This window comes from Bacillus taeanensis (assembly GCF_003318295.1).
Taxonomy (GTDB): domain Bacteria; phylum Bacillota; class Bacilli; order Bacillales; family UBA6769; genus Maribacillus; species Maribacillus taeanensis.
Genome location: NZ_QOCW01000013.1, coordinates 60517 through 83205, shown reverse-complemented (window position 1 = coordinate 83205; position 22689 = coordinate 60517). Strand labels below are relative to the sequence as shown.

Sequence of the window (22689 nt, the reverse complement as noted above, 5' to 3'; positions counted from 1 at the left end):
GGAGCTGAAAATATGCCAAAGTTTTTAACAAAACGGTGGCATGGTTATCATTTGGTAGCCTTGTTTGCACTATCGGTAATCTTTGTGGGAATGATTAGCTATTTTGATTGGGTCATTGGTTTAGTCTCGTTTCTTCCATTAATATTAGTGCTGTTTCTCGTCATCAAAGTTGAAGTAGCATTTCGAGATGACTTTAAAAAATATGTGACTACACTTTCTCATCGTGTAAAAAAAGTTGGCGATGAAGCCCTCATGGAAATGCCGATTGGGATTATTCTATATGATGAAGAATATCGAATTGAGTGGACCAATCCTTTTATGTCAGCATGCATTGGGGAGGATTCCTTTGTCGGAAATACATTAAATCATATTTCCTCTGATTTAATTCCTCTTATAAAGGGCGAAGAAAAAGAAGAACATATTAAATTAAATAAACGTTATTACAGAGTCCATTTAAAGCGTGAAGAACGTTTGCTGTATTTCTTTGATGTAACAGAAGCCAGTGAGATTGAACAGCAGTATTATGAGGAACAAGTTGTGCTTGGCATTATTTATTTGGACAACTATGAAGAAGTGACGCAGGGAATGGATGATCAAGTTCGAACAAATATTAACAGCCAAGTAACGCAAGTATTAAATCAATGGGCGGTGGAGCATGGTATTTTTCTTAAGCGGAGCTCCTCGGAAAAATTCTTTGCTGTTTTCAATCAGCAAATTTTAAAGGAACTTGAGAAAACGAAATTTTCATTATTAGATGAAGTGCGGGAGCTTACCTCAAAGCAAAATATTCCAATTACATTAAGTATTGGTGTTGGTTCAGGATCTATGGAGCTTCCGGAGCTTGGACAGCTGGCCCAATCGAGCTTAGATTTAGCACTTGGCCGCGGCGGCGACCAAGTGGCAATTAAGCAATTGGATGGAAAAGTGAAATTTTACGGTGGGAAAACAAATCCTATTGAAAAGAGGACTAGGGTTCGGGCAAGAGTTATTTCTCATGCCTTACGTGAGCTCATTCTTGATAGCGATCAAGTCATTATCATGGGGCATAAACGACCTGATATGGATGCAATTGGCGCATCCATTGGCATTTTAAAAGTAGCACAGGCAAATGAACGTGACGGATTTATTGTATTTAATAAAAATGAAAAAGAAAGCAGTGTTCATAAGCTGATTGAAGAAGTAGAAAGAGATGAAAAACTTTGGCAGTCTTTCATTGATCCTGAAGAGGCCTTAGAACAGGCGACACCAAATACACTTCTTGTTGTTGTTGATACACATAAGCCTTCAATGGTAATTGAAGAAAAGCTTGTTCATCGTCTTGATCGAGTGGTCGTGATTGATCACCACCGCCGCGGCGAAGAGTTTATTCAAGATCCAGTTCTTGTTTATATGGAGCCTTATGCGTCTTCCACTGCAGAGCTTGTAACAGAGCTTTTAGAATATCAGCCAAAAAAATTAAAGATGAATATGCTTGAAGCAACTGCTCTTCTTGCGGGAATTACAGTCGATACGAAAAGCTTCACGCTCAGGACAGGTTCGCGGACATTTGATGCTGCCTCTTATTTACGAGCGCATGGTGCAGATACGATTCTTGTTCAAAAAATATTGCGTGAAGAATTGGATGATTTTATTACTCGTGCTAAACTAATTGAAAACTCATCTATTTATCGCGAAGGCATTGCGATTGCAAAAGGACATCCGAATCATCCTTATGATCAAGTATTAATTGCCCAAGCCGCCGATACATTATTGTCGATGAGTGGTGTGATTGCATCATTCGTGATCTCTTCTAGAAATGATGGTAAAATAGGTATTAGTGCTCGTTCGCTTGGAGAAATCAATGTACAGGTAATTATGGAAGGTTTAAATGGTGGCGGTCATTTGACAAATGCAGCCACACAGCTGGCCAATAGTACAATTGAAGAAGCTGAAGAACAATTAAAATTTGTCATTGATCAATATTTAGAAGAATTAGAAGGGGGAGAAGAGTGATGAAAGTTATCTTCTTAAAAGATGTAAAAGGAAAAGGGAAAGCAGGAGAAATAAAAAATGTAGCAGATGGTTATGCGAGAAACCACCTTTTCCCAAATAATTTAGCAGTAGAAGCATCACAAGGAAATTTAAAAACATTACAAGCGCAGCAAAAGAGTGAAGAAAAGAAAGCGGAACAAGAACTTGAAGAAGCAAAGCAGTTAAAAGAAAAGCTTGAAAGTTTAACGGTTGAACTAAAAGCAAAATCCGGAGAAGGCGGCCGCCTCTTTGGATCGATTACAAGCAAACAAATCGGTGAAGAATTAAAAAAGAAAAAGTTTAAAATAGATAAACGAAAAATTGAATTAAATGAACCAATTCGTGCTCTTGGCTACACAAATGTACCTGTGAAAGTTCACCCAGAAGTAACTGCAACAATAAAAGTCCACGTTACAGAAAAATAAGTATTTTCCTAGGTGAATAACGTTTAAGCGCACAAGTTTTAGTTCGGGACATAGAGACAGGAGGAGTCATCATGAGTGATTTATTTGCAGATCGTACCCCGCCTCAAAATATTGAAGCTGAGCAAGCTGTTCTCGGTGCTATTTTTCTTGAGCCGGAAGCCTTAACAGGAGCTTCTGAACGTTTAACACCAGAAGATTTTTATCGGGCAGCACACCAAAAGATTTTTAACGTAATGTTAGATCTTTCCGATCGAGGAGAACCAATTGATCTTGTTTCTGTAACAGCAGAGCTTCAAGATCGGAAGCTTCTTGAGGAAATTGGCGGGGTTTCTTATTTAAGCGATCTTGCCAATGCCGTACCGACTGCAGCAAATGTAGGGTACTATAGTAAAATTGTTGAAGAGAAATCTATTTTGCGTCGTTTAATTCGAACAGCAACAGACATTGCTCAAGAAGGTTATGCAAGCGAAACGCAAGTGGACACTGTCTTAAGTGAAGCTGAAAAAAGCATTCTTGAAGTCGCGCAGCGGAAAAGCTCAAGCTCATTTAAAGCCATCAAAGATGTTCTTGTTGAAACATATGACAAAATTGAATTGCTTACAAACACAAAAGGCGACATTACAGGAGTGCCAACAGGGTTTGTAGAGCTTGACCGCATGACTGCAGGATTTCAGCGCAACGATTTAATTATTGTAGCGGCGCGTCCTTCTGTTGGAAAAACCGCATTTGCCTTAAATATTTCGCAAAATGTCGCCACGAAAACGAATGAAAATGTGGCGATTTTTAGTTTAGAGATGGGTGCTGACCAGCTTGTGATGCGTATGCTTTGTGCGGAAGGAAATATTAATGCCCAAAGTCTTCGTACAGGTGATTTATCTCCAGAAGAATGGGAGAAATTGACGATGGCGATGGGAAGTCTTTCAAATGCTGGTATTTATATTGATGATACACCGGGTGTACGCGTCAATGAAATTCGGGCAAAATGCAGGCGTCTTAAGCAGGAACATGGGCTAGGTATGATTATGATTGACTACCTGCAGCTTATTCAAGGAAGCGGACGCTCTGGGGAAAACAGACAGCAGGAGGTTTCTGAGATTTCAAGGACCTTAAAAGGAATCGCCCGGGAGCTCCAAGTTCCGGTGATCGCTTTATCCCAGCTTTCTCGTGGTGTTGAGTCTCGTCAAGATAAGCGTCCAATGATGTCTGATATTCGTGAATCAGGGAGTATTGAGCAGGATGCGGATATTGTTGCATTCCTTTATCGCGATGATTACTATGATAAAGAAAGTGAAAATAAAAATATTATTGAAATTATTATTGCAAAACAGCGTAATGGCCCAGTAGGAACAGTAGAGCTTGCTTTTGTAAAGGAATATAATAAGTTCGTAAACTTAGAGCGCCGTCATGAGGAGAGCGGAATGCCGCCTGGTGCATAAGAAAAGCGCAAGCGCCTTGTTCACCCCCGACAAGCAAATGTTCTTACGACGAAAAGGCGCTTTTTGCCTTTAAGACGTAAGGTTATTTGACTCGAGGGGGTGAACAAGGCGCTGAAGCTGGACACCAAAACTTATACTTCCTTATTTTTTTAAAGCCTTTTGCAAACAAGCAAAAGGCTTTTATGATTTTAATCACTTTTTTTAAAAAAATGTAAACGTTTCATCTTATTTAAAATAAAAAATAAGCCATACTATACATTGTGTAAGAAAACTAGACGATTAGAGATATAAACGAACAAAACATACTTAAAAACAAATTAATGTTCGGATTTTATTGACTTTTCAAGTGTAAACTGATACACTAACTTTGGTTTTGAAATTGAAATTATTACAAACTTAAATTTAATTTGCTAGAGCCGATGGAGGTGCTTGATATTGTCATCTGTTGTTGTTGTTGGTACGCAATGGGGAGATGAAGGAAAAGGGAAAATCACTGATTATTTATCTGAAAATGCAGAAGTGATTGCCCGTTATCAAGGTGGAAATAATGCGGGTCATACGATCGTATTTAACGGAAAAAAATATAAGCTTCATTTAATTCCATCTGGAATCTTCTATAGTGAAAAAACGTGTGTCATTGGAAATGGTATGGTAGTGGATCCGAAAGCGCTTGTTGAAGAGTTAAACTATTTACATGATCAAGATGTAAGTACAGATAACTTACGTATTAGCAATCGTGCCCACGTCATTTTACCTTATCACTTAAAGTTAGATGCCCTTGAAGAAGAGCGCAAAGGTGCAAATAAGATTGGAACAACGAAAAAAGGAATCGGTCCTGCTTATATGGATAAAGCTGCTCGTGTTGGTATCCGTATTGCTGATCTCCTTGATAAAGAAGAATTTAAAGCAAAATTAGAAATTAATCTAAAAGAGAAAAATCGCCTTCTTGAGAAAATGTATGAATCAGAAGGATTTAAGATTGAAGACATTTTAGATGAGTATTATGAGTATGGTCAGCAGTTTGCAAAGTATGTTGTGGATACATCTGTTGTATTAAATGATGCACTTGATGCAGGGCGCCGCGTGTTATTTGAAGGTGCTCAAGGCGTTATGCTTGATATTGACCAAGGTACATACCCATTTGTAACGTCTTCGAACCCAATTGCCGGTGGGGTTACAATTGGTTCAGGTGTAGGTCCATCTAAAATTAACCATGTTGTGGGTGTTTCAAAAGCTTACACCACTCGTGTTGGTGATGGTCCATTCCCAACTGAGTTAGATAATGAAATTGGTGAAAGAATTCGTGAAATTGGCAATGAGTACGGTACAACAACAGGGCGCCCTCGCCGTGTTGGTTGGTTTGACAGCGTAGTGGTTCGTCATGCTCGTCGTGTAAGTGGAATTACTGACTTATCACTAAACTCCATTGATGTTTTAACAGGGCTTGAAACAGTAAAAATCTGTGTTGCTTATAAATATAAAGGTGAAGTAATGGAAGAATTTCCAGCAAGCTTAAAGATCTTAGCGGAATGTGAGCCTGTGTATGAAGAAATGCCTGGATGGGAAGAGGATATTACAGGAGTAAAAACATTAGGTGAACTTCCTGAAAATGCCCGTCATTATTTAGAGCGCGTTTCACAGCTTACAGGTATTCCATTATCGATCTTTTCCGTAGGACCTGATCGTAATCAAACCAACATGATTCGCGGAGTATTCGGTCAATAATTAGAAAAGTAGAAGTCTGGTGAGCTTCTTATGTTTACCGGACTTCTTATTTTTAAAATAAAAAACTTGCGCAATGATAAATATAATGATATTATAATAAATGTCGCTAATTTGAGCCATTAGCTCAGCCGGTAGAGCATCTGACTTTTAATCAGAGGGTCGGAGGTTCGAATCCTCCATGGCTCACCATTTTTATAAAAAAATCTTTACATGCAGCAATAAAATATGCTATGATTTTACTTGTAGTTTTAGTGAACTAGTTATTGGTCCCGTGGTGTAGCGGTTAACATGCCTGCCTGTCACGCAGGAGATCGCCGGTTCGATCCCGGTCGGGACCGCCATTTTCATACATGTATTTGGCTCGATAGCTCAGTCGGTAGAGCAGAGGACTGAAAATCCTCGTGTCGGCGGTTCGATTCCGTCTCGAGCCACCATTTTATTTAAAACATTTCAAGCATGATAGAATTTCTATCATGCTTTTTTGTGCTATTTTCACTAGACTCACCCAAATTATTATCTATATAGTTTTCTCTATTTAAATTCCATATTTTTCAATAATCATTATCAATTCGACAAAAAAGGCGATATTTTTTACACCTATAATACATTTATATTACAAATAGTTTACAAAGACTATTATGAAGAGATTTTATGATAACCTTCTAAAGGTGAATATTGTCCTACTTTTAGTTGTTAGGAAGACCATTTAGGAGGAAATAAAAAATGAGCGCAGCAAAGAAGCGTCTACATAAAATAACACGAGAAAAATTAAAATCTACCCATAAACAAATAAAACGTATTCCAAAGGCTGCATGTGCTTTTATGATTGCTGCTTCTATTTTTACAGCGGCACCCAGCAGTCAAGTTTCTGCCGCTTCTCTAGATATAAGCATCATTCAAACCGTTTATGAAGTACAAGTAAATGGGGAGCCGGTTGGAACGGTTACAGATAAACATGAAGTACTGCAGCAGGTGTATGACTATGTCGCTGAAATGGCAGAGGATTATAATGGGATGCAGCTGACAATTGGTTCAAATATTGAATTTGTTCCAAAGAAGGAATTTATGCCTCAATACGACAATGCTGAAGTTGTTGAAAAACTAAGTGATATGTTAGCGATTAAAGCAGAAGCTATAAAAATAGTGATTGCTGATAAGACGGTTGGATATGCAAAAGATGAAGCGTCCGCACAAGCAATTATTGAGCAGTTTAAAGCACAATATGTATCAGAAGAAGTCATGCAGGCATTAGAACAAGGTGAAGAGGTAAAAGCAGCAGATGGTGAGTCTGTTATTCAATCTGTTGATTTATCTGCAGAAGTAAATTTAACTCAAGAAGAAGTACTGCCGGATCAAATTTTACCGAACGATAAAATCCTTACTCTTTTAAATAAAGGGACATTAGAAGAAAAGAAATATATGGTTAAAGAAGGAGATGTGTTAGGGGAAATCGCTGTTCAGTATGATTTATCTGTTGACGATTTAATTGCCTTGAACCCTTCTTTATCAGAGGAATCATATCTTCAAATTGATCAAGAACTAGCTGTAACAGCATACGAACCTTTTCTAAAATTGATCGTTCAGGAAGCTTTAAAAAAGGAAGAAGCAATGCCTTATGAAACAGAAATTCAAACGACTGAGGATCTCTTAAAAGGGGAAACAAAAGTTGTACAAGAAGGAAAAGAAGGTTTACAAGAAGTTACTTATCAAATTATGAAAGAAAATGGCCAAATCATAAAGCGTGGAGTAACAAATAAACAGGTAATTGAAGAGCCAACAACCAAAATTGTTTTAAAAGGAACCAAGGTCATTCCATCACGAGGAACAGGCAGTCTTGGCTGGCCGGCAGATGGCGGTGTCATTACAAGTCATCAAGGAATGCGTTGGGGAGCTTTTCATAAAGGGATTGATATTGCAGGTCCTCGTACGCGCTCGATTTTAGCAGCTGATAATGGGACAATTGTTTCTGCAGGAAGCAATGGTGGATATGGCAATCAAATCGTGATTAACCATAATAATGGCATGCGAACTTCTTATTCTCATTTAGCTTCTATTAATGTTTCAGTTGGTCAAGTTGTTTCAAAAGGTCAGTCAATTGGAGTAATGGGTTCAACTGGCGATTCAACGGGTGTTCATTTACACTTTGAAGTATATAAAAGCGGTGAGCTTCAAAATCCAATGGACTATTTAAAATAAATAGGAAGAAACCTCTAGGCTGAAAAGACTAGAGGTTTTCTTGCATTGTGGAATTCGTGTAACACCTGCAGTCATTGTGGTAGAATATAAGAGATGTTTTTAAAAAGATAATTTTAAATAGATAATTGGAACCTCTACTTAAAGGAGTGTAAACGATATGCCAAAGAAAATACTTGTAGTAGATGATGAACAGCCAATTGCAGATATTTTGCAATTTCATTTAGAAAAAGAAGGCTATGAGGTCCTTGTTGCTTACGATGGAGCTGATGCCCTTCAAAAAGTAGAAGATGGACAGCCAGATCTAATGCTGCTGGATATTATGCTTCCTGAAAAAGATGGAATGGAAGTATGTCGAGAAGTGAGAAAGAAATATCAATTTCCGATTATTATGCTGACAGCAAAAGATTCAGAGATTGATAAAGTGCTTGGTCTTGAACTTGGTGCAGATGATTACGTAACGAAGCCATTTAGTGCAAGAGAATTAATTGCCCGGGTAAAAGCAAATCTCCGCCGCCATCAAAATGATGCACCAGCACAAGAAAGTGGGAAGGTTGCTGAAATTGTCGTTGGTGAACTTTCGATTCACCCGGATTCTTATATTGTCACAAAACGCGGGGATAAAATTGAGCTTACCCATCGTGAATTTGAGCTGCTTCACTATTTAGGAAAACATATTGGTCAAGTTATGACGCGCGAACATCTTTTACAAACGGTATGGGGTTATGATTACTTCGGTGATGTTCGAACAGTTGATGTAACAGTAAGACGTTTGCGTGAGAAAGTAGAAGATAACCCAAGTCACCCGCTTTGGATTATTACAAGACGAGGAGTAGGGTATTATTTGCAAAACCCTGATCAGGAGCAGTAAGAAATGGGTAAAGTGAAATTTTTTCGTTCGATACATGTTAAATTAGCGCTTATTTATGTACTGCTTATTTTAGTTACAGTTCAAATTATTAGTGTGTATTTTATTCAACAGCTCGAAGCAAAGCTGAGAGATAATTTTATAAAATCTGTGAATGAGCGAGTTGAATTACTCGCTTATAATCTTTCTGAAGAATTTGAGAGTGAATCCGCTAATAAAAAAGATAATTTTAAAGTACGTATTGCTGATATTGTGAGAAATTCTCAATCGGAAACAATTCGCGAAATTCAAGTTATTGATTTTAATGGAGAAGTGATTGCAAAAAATATTATTACAGGGGTTGGAGGACAGCGGACGAGTGATCCGCGTGTCAAGATTGCCTTACTTGGTTCATCAGAAGGCGAGGTTTTAAGAGATCCTAATACAGGACATCGTATTTATGTACTCGCTATGCCAATTAAAAATAATGATACAGTTAAAGGCGCTATTTATATCGAAGCGTCAATGGAAGATATTTACACACAGATGAAAGATATTAACAAAATTTTAGTAACAGGTACAATTATTGCCCTGGTAATAACGGCTATTTTAGGAATTGTTTTAGCACGCACCATTACAAAACCGATGACAGATATGCGAAAACATGCCCTTATTATGGCGCGTGGGGATTTTTCACGTAAAGTAAAGGTTTACGGGGATGATGAAATTGGTCAGCTTGCCTCTGCGTTTAATGACTTAACAAAAAGGCTGCAGGAAGCCAATGCGATTACAGAAGGGGAACGCAAAAAGTTAAGTTCGGTGTTGTCCTATATGACTGATGGCGTTATTGCGACAGATAGCGATGGGATGATTATTTTAATGAATGACCGATCTGAACAGATGTTAAATGTATCAAGACAAAATGTGTTAGGGACACCGCTGTTAAATTTGCTTCGTCTATCCAAAGATTTAACATGGGATGATCTTTATATTGGCTCGGACTCGATGCTTCTTGACTTTAGCAATGATGAACAAACTTATATTTTGCGAGCAAACTTCTCGCTTATTCAAAATGAAGAAAATGAAATTAACGGGTTAATTACTGTTCTGCATGATGTGACAGAGCAAGAACAGATTGAACAAGAACGCCGAGAGTTTGTTGTGAATGTGTCACATGAACTGCGCACACCGCTGACAACATTAAAAAGCTATCTTGAAGCTCTTCAAGACGGGGCGTGGCAGGATCCAGATATTGCTCCAAAATTTTTAAGCGTGACACAGAATGAAACAGATCGCATGATTCGCCTTGTAAATGATTTGCTTCAGCTTTCAAAAATGGATAAAAAAGAATATCAGCTTACAATGGTAAGCTTTGATTTTGTGGAGTACTTTCATAAAATCATTGATCGCTTTGAAATGTCTAAAAATGAAAATATTCAATTTGTAAGGCAGCTTCAAGATTTAAAAGTAGTTGTTTACGGAGATAAAGATAAACTAACACAAGTTCTTGATAATATTATTTCTAATGCCCTTAAATATTCTCCTGAGGGAGGAACAATTACATTTCGCTGCTGGCTGCAGGGTAAAAAAATTCGTGTAAGTGTAAGTGATGAAGGTGTAGGCATTCCAAAAGCAAATCTATCTAAAATCTTTGATCGTTTTTATCGCGTTGATCGAGCAAGGTCACGTCAATTAGGAGGAACGGGGCTTGGTCTTGCGATTGCAAAAGAGATGATTCATACCCATGGCGGTGATATTTGGGCAGAAAGTGAATGGGGAATCGGAACAACAATTTACTTTACTCTTCCCTATAAGAAAGTAAGTGAGGTTGGTCGCCGATGAGTATTGAAAAAATTAAAACCTTTATATTATATGTTCTCGTGCTCTTAAGCGCTTTTTTAACGTGGCAGTTATGGGTCTATCAACCGTACTTAGAAACACTTAAAAATATTGAATTAGTAAAAAAATATACGGTTGGAAAAGAAGAAAGCTTAAGTGATATTATCCGTCCGGAACAGGTTGTTCTCCATGTAAATAATCAGCATTTAAGCACATTTGATACGGGTCATCATTCACCGTTTTACGAAAAGCTGCTTGAAGCATCTTTTGATAACTTTCGAGATAAATCCCTTGACCCTGAAGCTCGTGAAGAACTTCTTTCATTGTTAGAGAGAAAAGATAGCCTGGAATTTATTTTCCCAACCGCCATTTCAATGGAAATGTATGCTCAATTGTTTGAATTTAATGATGAACAATCAACATTACAGCTCGTAGATCGCATTATTATTTATGAAGATAATAACCGAACAATGGCTCGGTTTATTTCTTATACTGAAGGAAGTTTTATTGAAGCAAGGCTAATCAATCAATCCTTTGCTCATTATAACAAACTAGTTGAAGAAGAAAGCCAGGCTTATGAACGATTTTTTATGGAAATATTAAACGAAGCAAAACCACCTGTTTATTTACCTGAAAAACCTGTTAATATTACAGGTTATGATACCTATCCGCCGCCGTTAGATGAGGATGAGTTTATGCATGCTCTCTTTAACGATATAAGTTTTGTAAGAAAAAGCAGTGATACAGGTGGGGAAACTCTTTATACAGATGGGAGTCATGAATTAAAGGTAAATAATCAGCTGCAATCACTAATTTATATTAATCCATCAAGAAATAATGAAAATGAAACAGATACAGAGTCATCGATTGTAAAAAGTTTCCGCTTTATTAATGGTCATGGTGGCTGGACTGATCCATTTGTATTGTACAATTGGACTCCAAGAAACATTAATGAAATTAACTATCGTCTCATATTTAACGGTTATCCATCCTTTGGTTCACCGGCAAGTAAAATTGAAATTGAATGGCAGGGAGCAGAAGTATTAAAATATGAACGGTCTCTTTTAAGTATTGAGCGCTCTATTAGTCCTACACCGCGCGGAGAAACAACCCTATCTTCAGGATATGAAATCATGGATTACTTAAAATCGAATTCAAAGTATGAGATTTCTAAAGTTAATAAAATTGCAATCGGTTATTCGATTACAACGCAAAGTACTCGTCTTAGTTTTACACCTACTTGGTTTGTCAATTACCAAGGAAAGTGGGAAGCGTTGATGGAAAGCAAACAGTTAACTTATGAAGCAGGAGAAAGGTGGCCTTATGGATTGGAGTAGAACGAAAACGATTTTTATTTTAACTTTCCTTGTCCTTAATCTATTTCTTGGCTTTCAATTAATTGAAAAGAAAAATGAGAATCAGTTTGATTTTATTCCTGTTTCTTCGATAGAAGAACAGCTCAAACAATCTAAAATTACGTATAAAAAGCTTTCTCAAGCACCTGAGAAGTTAGCGCCTATTAGTGGACAAGTTCAAAAATTTGATGAAGAAAAGATCAAGCAGTTAGAAGGAAAAAATTTAAACATTCAATTAATTGAAAATCAGACATTATTGACAGGTTCCTTTAAAGAACCGGGAACAATGCCAAGTACAGAGGCCCAACTGTTAAACTTTTTACAAACATATACGTTCAACAGCACAGATTATATAAGATGGACTGATCATCATCAAGAGAATGAAAGTGTAATTTTAACTCAAACATATGAAGGACGTCCTATTTTTTATAATCTTGAAAGCAAACGAGGCCAAATTCATCTATTCAAAAATGATGAAGGGGAATTAACAGGTTATACGCAAAGTTATTTAAATATTACAAAACAAGGAAATGAACATCCGATTTTAGAACCTATTAAAGCCCTTTATCGACTTTATGAAAACAATGATATTGTTTATGAGGATAACATAACAAGAATGGAATTAGGTTATTACAGTGCAGTAGAAGGCGAAATCCAAGTATTTGTCCCAACATGGTATATTGAAGTAAACAATGAGCGCAGTTATCTTGTAAACGCTGTGTATGGATTAATTGATAAACGAGCTGCTGGAGATAAGGGAGAGAAAACATCATGAGTTTACAGTTTAGCGTACTTGCAAGCGGCTCAAGCGGTAATGCAATGTACGTCGCAACAGACAAACAAAAATGGTTAATTGATGCAGGGTTAAGCGGCAAACAGCTTGAAGCACTGTTTTCAAAAAGAGAAATTAATCCAAAAGAATTGAACGGTATTCTTGTCACGCATGAGCATAGTGATCATATTAAAGGACTTGGGGTGCTGGCAAGGCGTTATAAACTTCCTATTTACGCGAATACAAAAACATGGCAGGCAATGGAAGGGCTAATTGGCAGTATTCCATTAGATCAGAAGTTTCATTTTGAAATAGAGACAGTCAAAAGCTTTGATGATTTAAATATTGAATCATTTGGTGTTTCTCACGATGCTGCAGAACCAATGTTTTATGTCTTTCATCATCAGGGAAAGAAGCTGACTTTAATTACAGATACAGGATATGTAAGTGATCGCATGAAAGGTACGATTCAGAATTCAGATGTATTTGTATTTGAATCAAATCATGATGTTGATATGTTAATGATGGGACGTTATCCATGGAATGTAAAGCGCCGCATTTTAAGCGATGTTGGACATGTCTGTAATAAAGATGCTGCCCTTGCTCTTTCTGATGTGATTGGAGATCAAACAAAGCGTATTTATTTAGCGCATTTAAGCAAAGATAATAACATGAAAGACTTGGCACGAATGACTGTTCAGCAAATGCTTGAAGAGCAGGGATTTGTCATTGGAAATAACTTAAAATTAATGGACACGGATCCTTCTGTTCCAACAGGCCTTGAAGTTTTGTAACAGAAACTGCTCATCGTGTGTTTAGAATGGAATGTGAGTGGGAAGAAAGAAAAGCAAAGTTCTTTTCGAGGATTGATTGGAGCAACAATTAAAATATCAAATGAATATGGAAAAATGTCAAAAACGTACCATATTCTGCGGGAATTTTGTCTTTCATTTTATAATATAAATAGGCAAATTGAAATTCCCTTAGTCGAAAGGAAAGGTGACAGTTGTGGGGTATTATGATGAAGACTATACGACGCGTTCCCAAAAACAAAAAGGAAATCGTGGAGGTTGGTTTTTAGCAGGATTATTAGGGGCGATTCTTGGCGCATTTTTAATATTGATTTCCGTTCCAGCACTTTCAGAATGGGGACTGCTTCCAAATATTCAAAGCAATGAAGCGGTCATTGAAAGCGAACCTAACATAGAAGATGGCAATGCAATGACACAGACGATTAACGTAGATGTAAATACGGATATAACAAAAGCTGTGGAAAAAGCGAAGGATTCTGTTGTGGGGGTCATTAATTTACAGCAAACAAGTCTTTGGGAAGAAGGATACGGTGAAGCTGGATCAGGTTCAGGTGTGATTTATAAAAAAGAAGGTGAAAATGCTTTTGTCGTAACGAATCACCATGTCGTAGAAGGTGCGAACCAGCTTGAAATTAGTTTAAGCGATGGAACGAAAATTCCAGCAGAATTAATTGGTTCTGATCCGCTCATGGATTTAGCAGTATTAAGAGTGGATGGTGCAAAAGTTAACAGCATTGCCCAGTTTGGCAGTTCAGAAGCATTAAAGCCTGGAGAGCCGGCAATTGCGATTGGAAACCCTCTTGGATTCTTAGAAGGAACTGTTACACAAGGAATTGTAAGTAATCCTGATCGTACCATTCCAGTCGATTTTGATGGGGACGGTGTATCAGACTGGCAGGCAGAAGTGATTCAAACAGACGCATCGATTAATCCAGGTAACAGTGGAGGGGCCCTTATTAATATTGCTGGACAAGTAATTGGAATTAATTCAAGTAAAATTGCTCAAGAAGCGGTTGAAGGAATTGGTTTCTCTATTCCAATTAATATTGCAGAACCAATTATTACCTCATTGGAGCAAACAGGAAAAGTTGAGCGGCCATTTATAGGTGTTAATTTGCGCTCTTTATCAGAAGTGCCAACCTATCATTGGAATCAAACATTAAAGATTCCAAACGATATTGATTATGGAATTGTTGTGATGAGTGTTGTACCAAATTCTCCAGCCCAACGAGCAGGAATGGAAGAACTTGATGTTATTACAGAATTAGATGGTCAAAAAGTAGAAGATGTGGTAGAATTACGGAAATATTTATATAAAGAAAAAGAAATTGGCGAAGAGCTTAAAATTACCTTTTATCGAAACGGTGAAAAACAAACAGCAGCATTAAAGCTTACACAAGAACAAGGATTATAATTGCAAGAAACAGGTGCTCCCTGTTTCTTTTTTTCTTTAGGAGAAAAGAAAATCACTTTAAAGGGTTAAAATATTAAGAGCACCGGATACTTTCAAACGCGAATGTGTATAAAAAAGGTGATGGGATTCGAGGAAAATTTAAATGTGATATACTTGCCGTGAAAGGAGTCGAAAAAGATGATTTATTGCTGTAAAGAACATATAGAATTAGCACTTGATTATGCTGTTGATAAATGGGAAACCCCGCCAGTATTAGAAGAATTCACAAATGATACAAAAGATTTCACAAAATGCGAATTTTGCCAAAACGAGGCAGCATATGTTGTATCGAACTAGTATTCCCATACAGGATGTGGATAAAAGCTGTGTATATGTGGATAAGTTCTGTGGATAGTTTTAGATTTTGGGGGATAAATGTATGAATCTATCAATTATTTCAGTTGGAAAATTAAAAGAAAAATATTTAAAACAAGGAATTGCCGAATATGAAAAAAGGCTCGGACCTTATGCAAAGCTTACCATTATTGAAATACCCGATGAAAAAGCACCTGAAACATTAAGTGAAGCAGAAATGAATGAAGTAAAGCAAAAAGAAGGGGAGCGGATTTTGGCAAAAATTTCGCCAGATACATATGTCATTGCCCTTGCGATTAACGGCAAGCAGCATTCATCAGAGCAATTTGCTAAAAAGCTTGATCAGCTTGCAACATACGGAAAAAGCAAAGTTGCCTTTATTATTGGTGGATCGCTCGGTTTAAGCGATGAGGTTCTAAAACGAGCTGATGAAGAGCTGTCATTTTCAAAGATGACGCTTCCCCATCAATTAATGAAACTTGTTTTAATTGAGCAGATTTACAGGGCATTTCGGATTAATCGCGGTGAACCGTACCATAAGTAAGCATAAAGTCACTTCCACATCAAGTGAAAGTGACTTCTTAGCTGTTATCCAAAAATTCGAATTTAATTGTCTACTTTTTTACGATATTCATTAGGTGTAAATCCCACCATTTTTTTAAAGACTTTACTAAAATATTTATCATCTTGATAGCCAATTTGATTAGCAATTTCATAGATTTTCAAATGCGGATTTTTCAGTAGTGTTTTTGCTTTTTCAATGCGTATTTTTATGATGTAATCGGAAATATTTTCATTAAATTCCTGTTTGAATTTCCTTGAAATATATTCACGGCTTAAAAAGAATTGATCGGCTATTTCTTGAAGCTTGATGTCTTTTTGATAATGGTTGTGTAAGTATTCTTCAATTTGCTGCATGCTGTTTTTTTCTTTTCGATATTCAGTATCATACAGTGTTTTAATTAAATCGTGAAATTCTTTTTGTTTTTCTTCTTCAAATTTTTCAAATGAAAAATCACCGTTATCAAGCCAATAATCAAATCCTCTATAGAGAGAAGGCTGATCACTAATTTCATATTCTTTTAACCAGTGATTTTTTAGAAGTTCAATTTCATTTTCCCATACTTTTAACTGCTCGAGTGATAAGTAATGTTGGTTTTTAAATGGTTGATAAATTTTTTGCAATGTCTGATCAACTTGTTCAATACTTGCACTTTGGACAGCTAACTTAATTTCTTGTGAATAATCTAAAAGGTGTGTCAAGGGATGTAATGTTAGGTCTTGTTTTGTATAAATTTTGTTTAACTTTTTATTTTCTAACAAATTATGCTTTAATAATACGTGAACAGCTGATTGATAAGCAGGAACTAATTCACCATTAGCCGGATGTTTTTGGCCAACTGCAATCATACATTTTACTTTTAAACATTGGTAAATAGAAGAGAAAATTTCTTCAATAAGCTGATTGATATTTTTGTGTTTCCATAAAATAATAATAAGTTCAAATTCGTTATTCATATTGCGAAATGCAAATCCGGTTTGAGAGGTTTTTAACATTTCATTACAAATATTTAATACGGTAAAAAAGGCAAGATCTACATCGCCTTGGAACTGTTTATTAATAATAACTTTCATTGGAATTAGTGCAATTGTACACTGTTCATTACATAAGTTAACATGAAATTCCTTTTCTATTTTAGCTATTTCCGAACTTGAAATTGTTGATTGCTGCAAAAGCTTTGAGAAGAAATGATTCCAATATAAGGGTTTAACTTCATTAATGACGATATTTTGTTCTAAAAGTGACTGTCGTTCAAGATCCTGCTTTTTCCATTCCTTTACAGCCTTTTCTAATGTTTGATGAAGGACATCTGGATCAATAGGTTTTAATATATAATCAAAACTTCCGTAAAAGAGAGCGCTGCGCATATATTGAAAGTCATCATAGCCGCTGATTACAATTGTTTTACTATGAAGGTCAGCTTCCTGAATCCATTTCAGCAGTTCAATGCCATCTTTTTTTGGCATTCTCATATCTGTAAAAATAAATTCAGGACGATGCTGTAAAATAAGCTCGATTGCTTGATCACCATTTTCAGCTTCATAAATCGTCTCGATTCCATAGCTTTCAAAGTCGCCTAGCAGTAAAAGTCCTTCTCGTACGTGTTTTTCATCATCGACGATAATTGCTTTCATAGTTCCCCGCCTTTCTCGTTAATTGGAATTTTTATTATGACACAAAGTCCGCCGCTTTCTCGATTGGAAAAGTTTAAAGAAGCACTTTCCCCGTAGTAAAGCTTTAAACGATCGTGAACATTTTTTAAGCCAATGCTTTCTCGTTCTGCTTCATTTCTTCGTTTTCCCGTTTCAAGATGAAGTCGAATTTCTTCTAGTCGTTCTTCTTGGATGCCTGTCCCGTTATCACAAATTTTTATAAGTAAAAAGTTATTGATTTTTCTTCCTCTCATTTCAATTTTTCCTATTTCTTGGCGAATATCAAAGCCGTGCTGAAAGTAATTTTCAATGAGCGGCTGCAAAATCATTTTTGGAACAAGAATTTGCATGACGTCTTCATCGACATCAATGGTATAGTCAAGGCTATCGGTAAAGCGTTCTTTTTGCAATAAATAATAGCTTTTCGAGTGATTAATTTCCTTTGTTAACGGAACCATATCTTCCTGCATATTCATCCCATACCTCATAATTTGAGAAAGATGAGTAATCAGTGTATAAATTTGAGGTACTTTATTTTTAAGTGCAATTGTCCCAATTGATTGCAACGTATTGTATAGGAAATGCGGATTAATTTGCGATTGGAGCACTTTTAATTGATTGGTTTTATTTTCAATTTCAAGCTTATATTCGCGGTTAATTAAGTGATTGATCTTTTCAATCATTCTTTTAAAACGTTCACCAAGCACGCCAATCTCATCATTTCCTAATGATTTAAACTGGACTTTCATGTTTCCTTCTTCAATTTCTTGAATATTTTTCACCAATATTCGAATAGGGGAAGTAATTTTAAAAGAAACGAACAATGTTGCAAAAATAACGAGAATTAACACGAAAACACCGATTAAAATATTCATCTTTGTTACGTTAAAAGCACTTTCATATAAAGTTGTATAAGGAATGCGTTTTACGATCACCCAGCCGCCTTGAGAAGGAGCGATGCGGTCATAAATCATTACGCCGTTAAACGTATTATCTTGCCATTCTAATGCCCCATTTTCTGTTGAAGCTGCTAATAATTTTGAGATCCACTCTTGGTTCGTCTCGGGATTTGAGGCATTTTTGTGAGAGTTATAAAAAATATCTCCATCTGGTGTTAAAATATAAAATTCTTCTGTTTCTTTATTAAAGAGATTTTCACTAAGCTCGAACACTTTTTCTGGTAACACATCAATTGACATATAGCCAATGATTTCATCAGAAGGAATATTAATAATAGCGCGATGTACGGTAAACACCTGTTTTGGTACAGTGTTATTTTCAAGTGGATCATAAGAACCTTGAAAATGGAGTGGTTCAATATACAGGTGAGAAGGATTGCTTTTTATTTCATTATAAATTTTTTGGTTTTTCATATTTTCCTTTTTTTCAAATACCATTGTAGATGTTTTGGAAACATAAAACGATTTGTTTTGTTTCACGATATGCATATAAACTCGTTCTACACTTTCTTCCACATACAAAAGAGTTTGCATAAAATTTTTTACTGTTCCCATTGTGACATAATCATTTTCCTGAGAAGGAGAACGCAAAAAGTTCATAAATTTCGGTTGACTGTAAATCGATAAAGCAAGGCCGTGAATGTCTTCAAGATACGTTTGAAAATTGCTTTTTCCTTGATAGAGAAGGTTAATATTTTCTTGAATAGCTTGATCTTTTAACGATTCCTTCGTATACATATAGGTGAGAATGATGGAACTTCCAAATGGCAAAATGGTTACTAAAAGTAAAAGAAGAATGAGCTTATTGCGAATATTATTTTTAAACACTTTCTAATCACCTCAATTCCTCAGTATACAGAAGATAAAAATAGAAAGCATGTTTATAATAAACATGCTTTCCATATAAGTTAATAACCGATTATTTTAAGTTATCCCAAGAAGTTTGAAGCTTTTCAAGAAGCGTATCGTAATCAATTTGGCCAGCAGCATATTCTTGGATTGCTGCAGCAAACTCTTTGTTTGCACCATCCGGCCATCTGAACCAAGTCCAAGGAATTGTTTGCTCGTCTTTTGAGTATGCTAAGATGTCTTCGCCAAGAGCACCTAATCCAGCTGGTTCAATGTTATCAAACGCTGGGATGAATTTAAATTCTTCTGTAATGTAACGTTTACCAGTTTCAGAAGATACCATCCAGTTTAAGAATGTTTTTGCTTCTTCAAGATGCTCAGAGTTTTTGTTAAGTACCCAGTTATTAGGAACTCCTACAGGTAAACGGTCTGCATCAGCTTTATCATCGCTAAGAGGAATTGGTAAGAAGCCCATGTTGATGTCAGGGTTAATCTCATAAATCATGTTTTCTGTCCAGTTACCTTGCTGAAGCATTGCTGCTTCACCAGCTGCAAATAGTGTAACTTGTGTGTTGTAATCTGTTGTTAATGGATTATCATTAGAGAATTTAATTTCTGTATCTAATACTTCTTTAAAGTTTTTAAATTGTTCATTTCCAGTGATTGTTGTTGAACCGTCATATAATCCTTTAATAAATGCTTCAGAATCTCCCTGCTGTGCGAATGGAATGTTTAATAAGTGCTGACCGATAACCCACCATTCACCATATCCTGCTGCAAAAGGAATGATACCCGCAGCTTCAAGTTTCTTAGCCGCATCTTTAAGCTCAGAAATTGTTGTTGGTTTTTCAGTAATGCCAGCTTTTTCAAATAAATCTTTGTTATAAATAAAGCCATATCCTTCAAGGTTTACAGGCATACCATAAAGCTTGCCGTCTTCATCTGTCATTGGAACTTTACCGATAGGAAGAACGTTTTCAGCCCAAGGCTCATCAGAAAGATCTGCTAAATGCTCTTTCCAAAGCTCTAATTCTTTAAACCCACCATTGTTAAAAATATCTGGTGTTTCACCTGATGCTACTTTTGATTTTAATGCCGCACCATAGTCAGCGCCGCCGCCAACTGTTTCAAGATTTACTTGAATGTTTGGGTGTTCTTTTTCAAATTCATCAATCATAGCCTGCATTTGATCCGCAATTTCAACTTTGAATTGAAACATATCAAGTGTGACAACATCGCCATCTGCACCAGCGTCTTTATTAGTATCGGATGCTTCTTCGCCGCCAGAACATCCGGCAAAGATTCCAACCATTAAAGCAAGTGATAAACCAAGCATTAACAAGCGTTTCATAAAAATTAACCTCCCTAATGATGTTTTATATAGTAGTGCTATTTTATTTTCGTATCTCTTTGATTAAAAAGGATACAAAAGTTGATAACGTGATCAAGTTTTAGAGTCAGCAATCGCTTACAAATTATTTAATTGAACCAGCAGCGATTCCTTTAATAATGTGTTTTTGTAAGAATAAGAAGAAAATAATAATCGGTGTAATACCTAATACAAGCGCAGCAAGTCCCATATCCCATTGTTTTGTATATTGAGCAAAAAATGAGCTTGTTGCAAGTGGAATTGTTCTTAATTCTGGATCTTGCAGAACAAGAAGCGGTAATAAGAAATCATTCCAAATCCAAAGTGTGTTTAAAATGACAACCGTTACTGTAATTGGTTTTAATAGTGGAAAGACAATTCTCCAAAATACCCCGAACTGACTGCATCCATCAATTCTTGCTGATTCTTCAATTTCAAGTGGAACTGTTTTCACAAAACCGTGATAAAGAAATAATGATAGTGGTACACCAAAACCAAAGTACATCATAATAAGTCCTGGAATGCTGTTTGTAATGCCGAGCATTCCACCAAGCTTCATCAGTGGGATCATCACTGTTTGGAATGGAATAACCATCGCTGATACGAAAAAGATAAATAAAATTTTATTAAATTTGCCAGGGGTTCTCACCATTTTCCATGCAGCCATGGAACTAATGATTACAAGGCCGATATTACTACATACCGTAATAATTAGTGAATTCCAGAATACTTTCGGAAAGTTAATAATGTCCCACACTTTCGTAAAGTTTGAAAATAAAATTTCTTTCGGTAATGCTGCTGCATCAATTAAGATCGCTGAAAAGCTTTTTACAGAATTTACAAGTACAAAATAGAAGGGAATCAAGAATAGGATCGCGATCAAAATCCCTAAAATTTCTAATATAAATGTGGTTTTTGTATATTTTTCACCCATTATGCTTCCACCTCTTTTTTCTTTGTAACCATTACTTGAATTGTTGTAAAGATTACTACAACGATAAAGAATAGAATTGACTTAGCTGTTCCTAGTCCATATCGGTTGTTTTGGAATGCTTCTTGGTAAATATTAATTGCTACAGACTGAGTCGAGTTAAACGGTCCGCCGCCTGTTAATGAAAGGTTCAAGTCAAAGATTTTAAATGCCATTGAAATCGTTAAGAAGAAACAAATTGTAAACGCCGGGATAATTAATGGAATAATAATTTTTGTTAGGATTGTAAAATTGTTTGCTCCGTCAATTCTAGCTGCTTCTAAAAGAGAATTATCAACACCTTGTAAGGCTGCGATATAAATAATCATCATATATCCGCTAATTTGCCATGCGAATACGATGACAATTCCCCAGAAAGCTGTTTTCGTATCTCCGAGCCATGGAAGCTGAAAGAAGGCAATATCGGTCATTTTTCCAACTGCCGCAAATCCTTTTACAAAAATAAACTGCCAAATAAATCCTAGTAATAGTCCGCCAATAACGTTTGGAATAAAAAAGGCCGTACGTAAAATGTTGCGCGTTTTTAATGCTTGATTTAGAAGGAGGGCTAAGCTAAACCCAATTAGGTTACTAATCACAACTGCTGCAAACATAAATTTCGTTGTAAACATAAAGGAATCAAAAAACTTCGGATCATTTGTAAAAATTTGAATGTAGTTTTGAAAACCTATCCATTCAATCGTTGTGCTTACTCCATTCCAAGATGTAAATGAATAATATACACCCATTAGAAACGGAATGATTTGAATGACAAGGAAAAATAATAACGCTGGTCCAACAAATGCTGAATACGTAAGGAAATTTTTCAGTTTGTGTTTTCGTTTTGCCTTTTTTGCCGCTTCGTCTTTATTCTTAAGTTGTTTTGTTTCACTGTGAGTTGACGCTTTTAATGCTTCAGATTTCATCTTTGCTCACCACCTATTTGTAATCGCTTTCAGTTTTAATTATAAGGGATAGCTTATGCAATGAAGAGGGGGTTAGATTGACTAAAAAGGTATAAAATTTTGACCCCTTCACAATTTTACACCTTTTATGATGATCTTTTATGGCTGCGTTTATGATAGATGAGGCGGATATTTAAATGATACCTTCTATGTTTTTAATGGCTGTAAAACGGGAATATAA

18 protein-coding genes and 3 tRNA genes are annotated in these 22689 nt (G+C 36.2%); 16 read left to right on the top strand and 5 right to left on the bottom strand.

Translation table 11 applies throughout. From position 1 onward, the window contains the following. The first annotated feature begins 12 nt into the window (after positions 1-12). The 16 genes from DS031_RS13310 to rlmH all read left to right on the top strand — a co-directional run bounded on the left by DS031_RS13310 (position 13) and on the right by rlmH (position 15726). Entirely contained in the window at positions 13-1992 is a 1980-nt protein-coding gene (locus DS031_RS13310) for a DHH family phosphoesterase (RefSeq protein WP_113806558.1), read from the top strand. Continuing rightward, positions 1992-2435 (top strand): 50S ribosomal protein L9, encoded by a 444-nt coding sequence (gene rplI, locus DS031_RS13305; protein ID WP_113806557.1) that lies wholly within the window; start codon positions 1992-1994, stop codon positions 2433-2435. The genes DS031_RS13310 and rplI overlap by 1 nt, the downstream gene beginning before the upstream one ends. Positions 2436-2506: 71 nt before the next feature. Continuing rightward, a complete protein-coding gene (gene dnaB / locus DS031_RS13300; RefSeq protein ID WP_113806556.1) occupies positions 2507-3871 on the top strand; it encodes a replicative DNA helicase in 1365 nt (454 codons plus the stop codon). A 435-nt stretch (positions 3872-4306) separates the two neighbouring features. Next, on the top strand, positions 4307-5596 hold the full coding sequence (locus DS031_RS13295; protein WP_113806555.1) for an adenylosuccinate synthase: 1290 nt from the start codon (positions 4307-4309) through the stop codon (positions 5594-5596). Between the two features lie 113 nt (positions 5597-5709). Next, positions 5710-5785: transfer RNA gene (locus DS031_RS13290), tRNA-Lys, on the top strand. Positions 5786-5861: 76 nt separating this feature from the next. Next, positions 5862-5937 (top strand) — tRNA-Asp (locus DS031_RS13285). Between the two features lie 17 nt (positions 5938-5954). After that, positions 5955-6030, top strand: a tRNA-Phe gene (locus tag DS031_RS13280). Between the two features lie 289 nt (positions 6031-6319). Continuing rightward, positions 6320-7792 (top strand): peptidoglycan DD-metalloendopeptidase family protein, encoded by a 1473-nt coding sequence (locus tag DS031_RS13275; protein WP_113806554.1) that lies wholly within the window; start codon positions 6320-6322, stop codon positions 7790-7792. A gap of 157 nt (positions 7793-7949) precedes the next feature. Beyond that, positions 7950-8660: a response regulator YycF gene (gene yycF, locus DS031_RS13270; protein WP_113806553.1), complete on the top strand. Its 711-nt coding sequence runs from the start codon at positions 7950-7952 to the stop codon at positions 8658-8660. A gap of 3 nt (positions 8661-8663) precedes the next feature. Continuing rightward, on the top strand, positions 8664-10478 hold the full coding sequence (walK, locus tag DS031_RS13265; protein WP_113806552.1) for a cell wall metabolism sensor histidine kinase WalK: 1815 nt from the start codon (positions 8664-8666) through the stop codon (positions 10476-10478). Then, positions 10475-11812 (top strand): YycH family regulatory protein, encoded by a 1338-nt coding sequence (locus DS031_RS13260; RefSeq protein ID WP_113806551.1) that lies wholly within the window; start codon positions 10475-10477, stop codon positions 11810-11812. The genes walK and DS031_RS13260 overlap by 4 nt, the downstream gene beginning before the upstream one ends. After that, positions 11799-12605: a two-component system regulatory protein YycI gene (locus DS031_RS13255; protein ID WP_181833147.1), complete on the top strand. Its 807-nt coding sequence runs from the start codon at positions 11799-11801 to the stop codon at positions 12603-12605. Before DS031_RS13260 ends, DS031_RS13255 begins: the two co-directional genes overlap by 14 nt. Continuing rightward, a complete protein-coding gene (locus tag DS031_RS13250; RefSeq protein WP_113806549.1) occupies positions 12602-13396 on the top strand; it encodes an MBL fold metallo-hydrolase in 795 nt (264 codons plus the stop codon). The genes DS031_RS13255 and DS031_RS13250 overlap by 4 nt, the downstream gene beginning before the upstream one ends. Before the next feature lie 214 nt (positions 13397-13610). Continuing rightward, the gene (locus tag DS031_RS13245) at positions 13611-14828 is read left to right on the top strand and encodes a S1C family serine protease (RefSeq protein WP_113806548.1); all 1218 of its coding nucleotides are present in this window, start codon (positions 13611-13613) and stop codon (positions 14826-14828) included. 177 nt (positions 14829-15005) lie between these two features. After that, a complete protein-coding gene (locus tag DS031_RS13240) occupies positions 15006-15164 on the top strand; it encodes a CxxH/CxxC protein (RefSeq protein ID WP_113806547.1) in 159 nt (52 codons plus the stop codon). 82 nt (positions 15165-15246) lie between these two features. Continuing rightward, positions 15247-15726, top strand: coding sequence for a 23S rRNA (pseudouridine(1915)-N(3))-methyltransferase RlmH (gene rlmH, locus DS031_RS13235; RefSeq protein WP_113806546.1), 480 nt, complete (start codon positions 15247-15249; stop codon positions 15724-15726). Between the two features lie 62 nt (positions 15727-15788). On the opposite strand, the gene DS031_RS13230 is transcribed toward rlmH, so the two are convergent. From DS031_RS13230 to DS031_RS13210, 5 genes are all read right to left on the bottom strand, one after another. After that, on the bottom strand, positions 15789-17378 hold the full coding sequence (locus tag DS031_RS13230; RefSeq protein WP_113806545.1) for a response regulator: 1590 nt from the start codon (positions 17376-17378) through the stop codon (positions 15789-15791). Then, positions 17375-19183: a sensor histidine kinase gene (locus tag DS031_RS13225; RefSeq protein WP_113806544.1), complete on the bottom strand. Its 1809-nt coding sequence runs from the start codon at positions 19181-19183 to the stop codon at positions 17375-17377. The genes DS031_RS13230 and DS031_RS13225 overlap by 4 nt, the downstream gene beginning before the upstream one ends. Before the next feature lie 91 nt (positions 19184-19274). Then, positions 19275-20555 carry an ABC transporter substrate-binding protein gene (locus DS031_RS13220; protein WP_113806543.1) on the bottom strand — a complete coding sequence of 427 codons (1281 nt, stop codon included), beginning with the start codon at positions 20553-20555 and terminating at the stop codon, positions 19275-19277. Between the two features lie 124 nt (positions 20556-20679). Further along, on the bottom strand, positions 20680-21507 hold the full coding sequence (locus DS031_RS13215; RefSeq protein ID WP_113806542.1) for a carbohydrate ABC transporter permease: 828 nt from the start codon (positions 21505-21507) through the stop codon (positions 20680-20682). Then, on the bottom strand, positions 21507-22469 hold the full coding sequence (locus DS031_RS13210; protein ID WP_113806541.1) for a carbohydrate ABC transporter permease: 963 nt from the start codon (positions 22467-22469) through the stop codon (positions 21507-21509). The genes DS031_RS13215 and DS031_RS13210 overlap by 1 nt, the downstream gene beginning before the upstream one ends. Positions 22470-22689 lie beyond the last annotated feature (220 nt).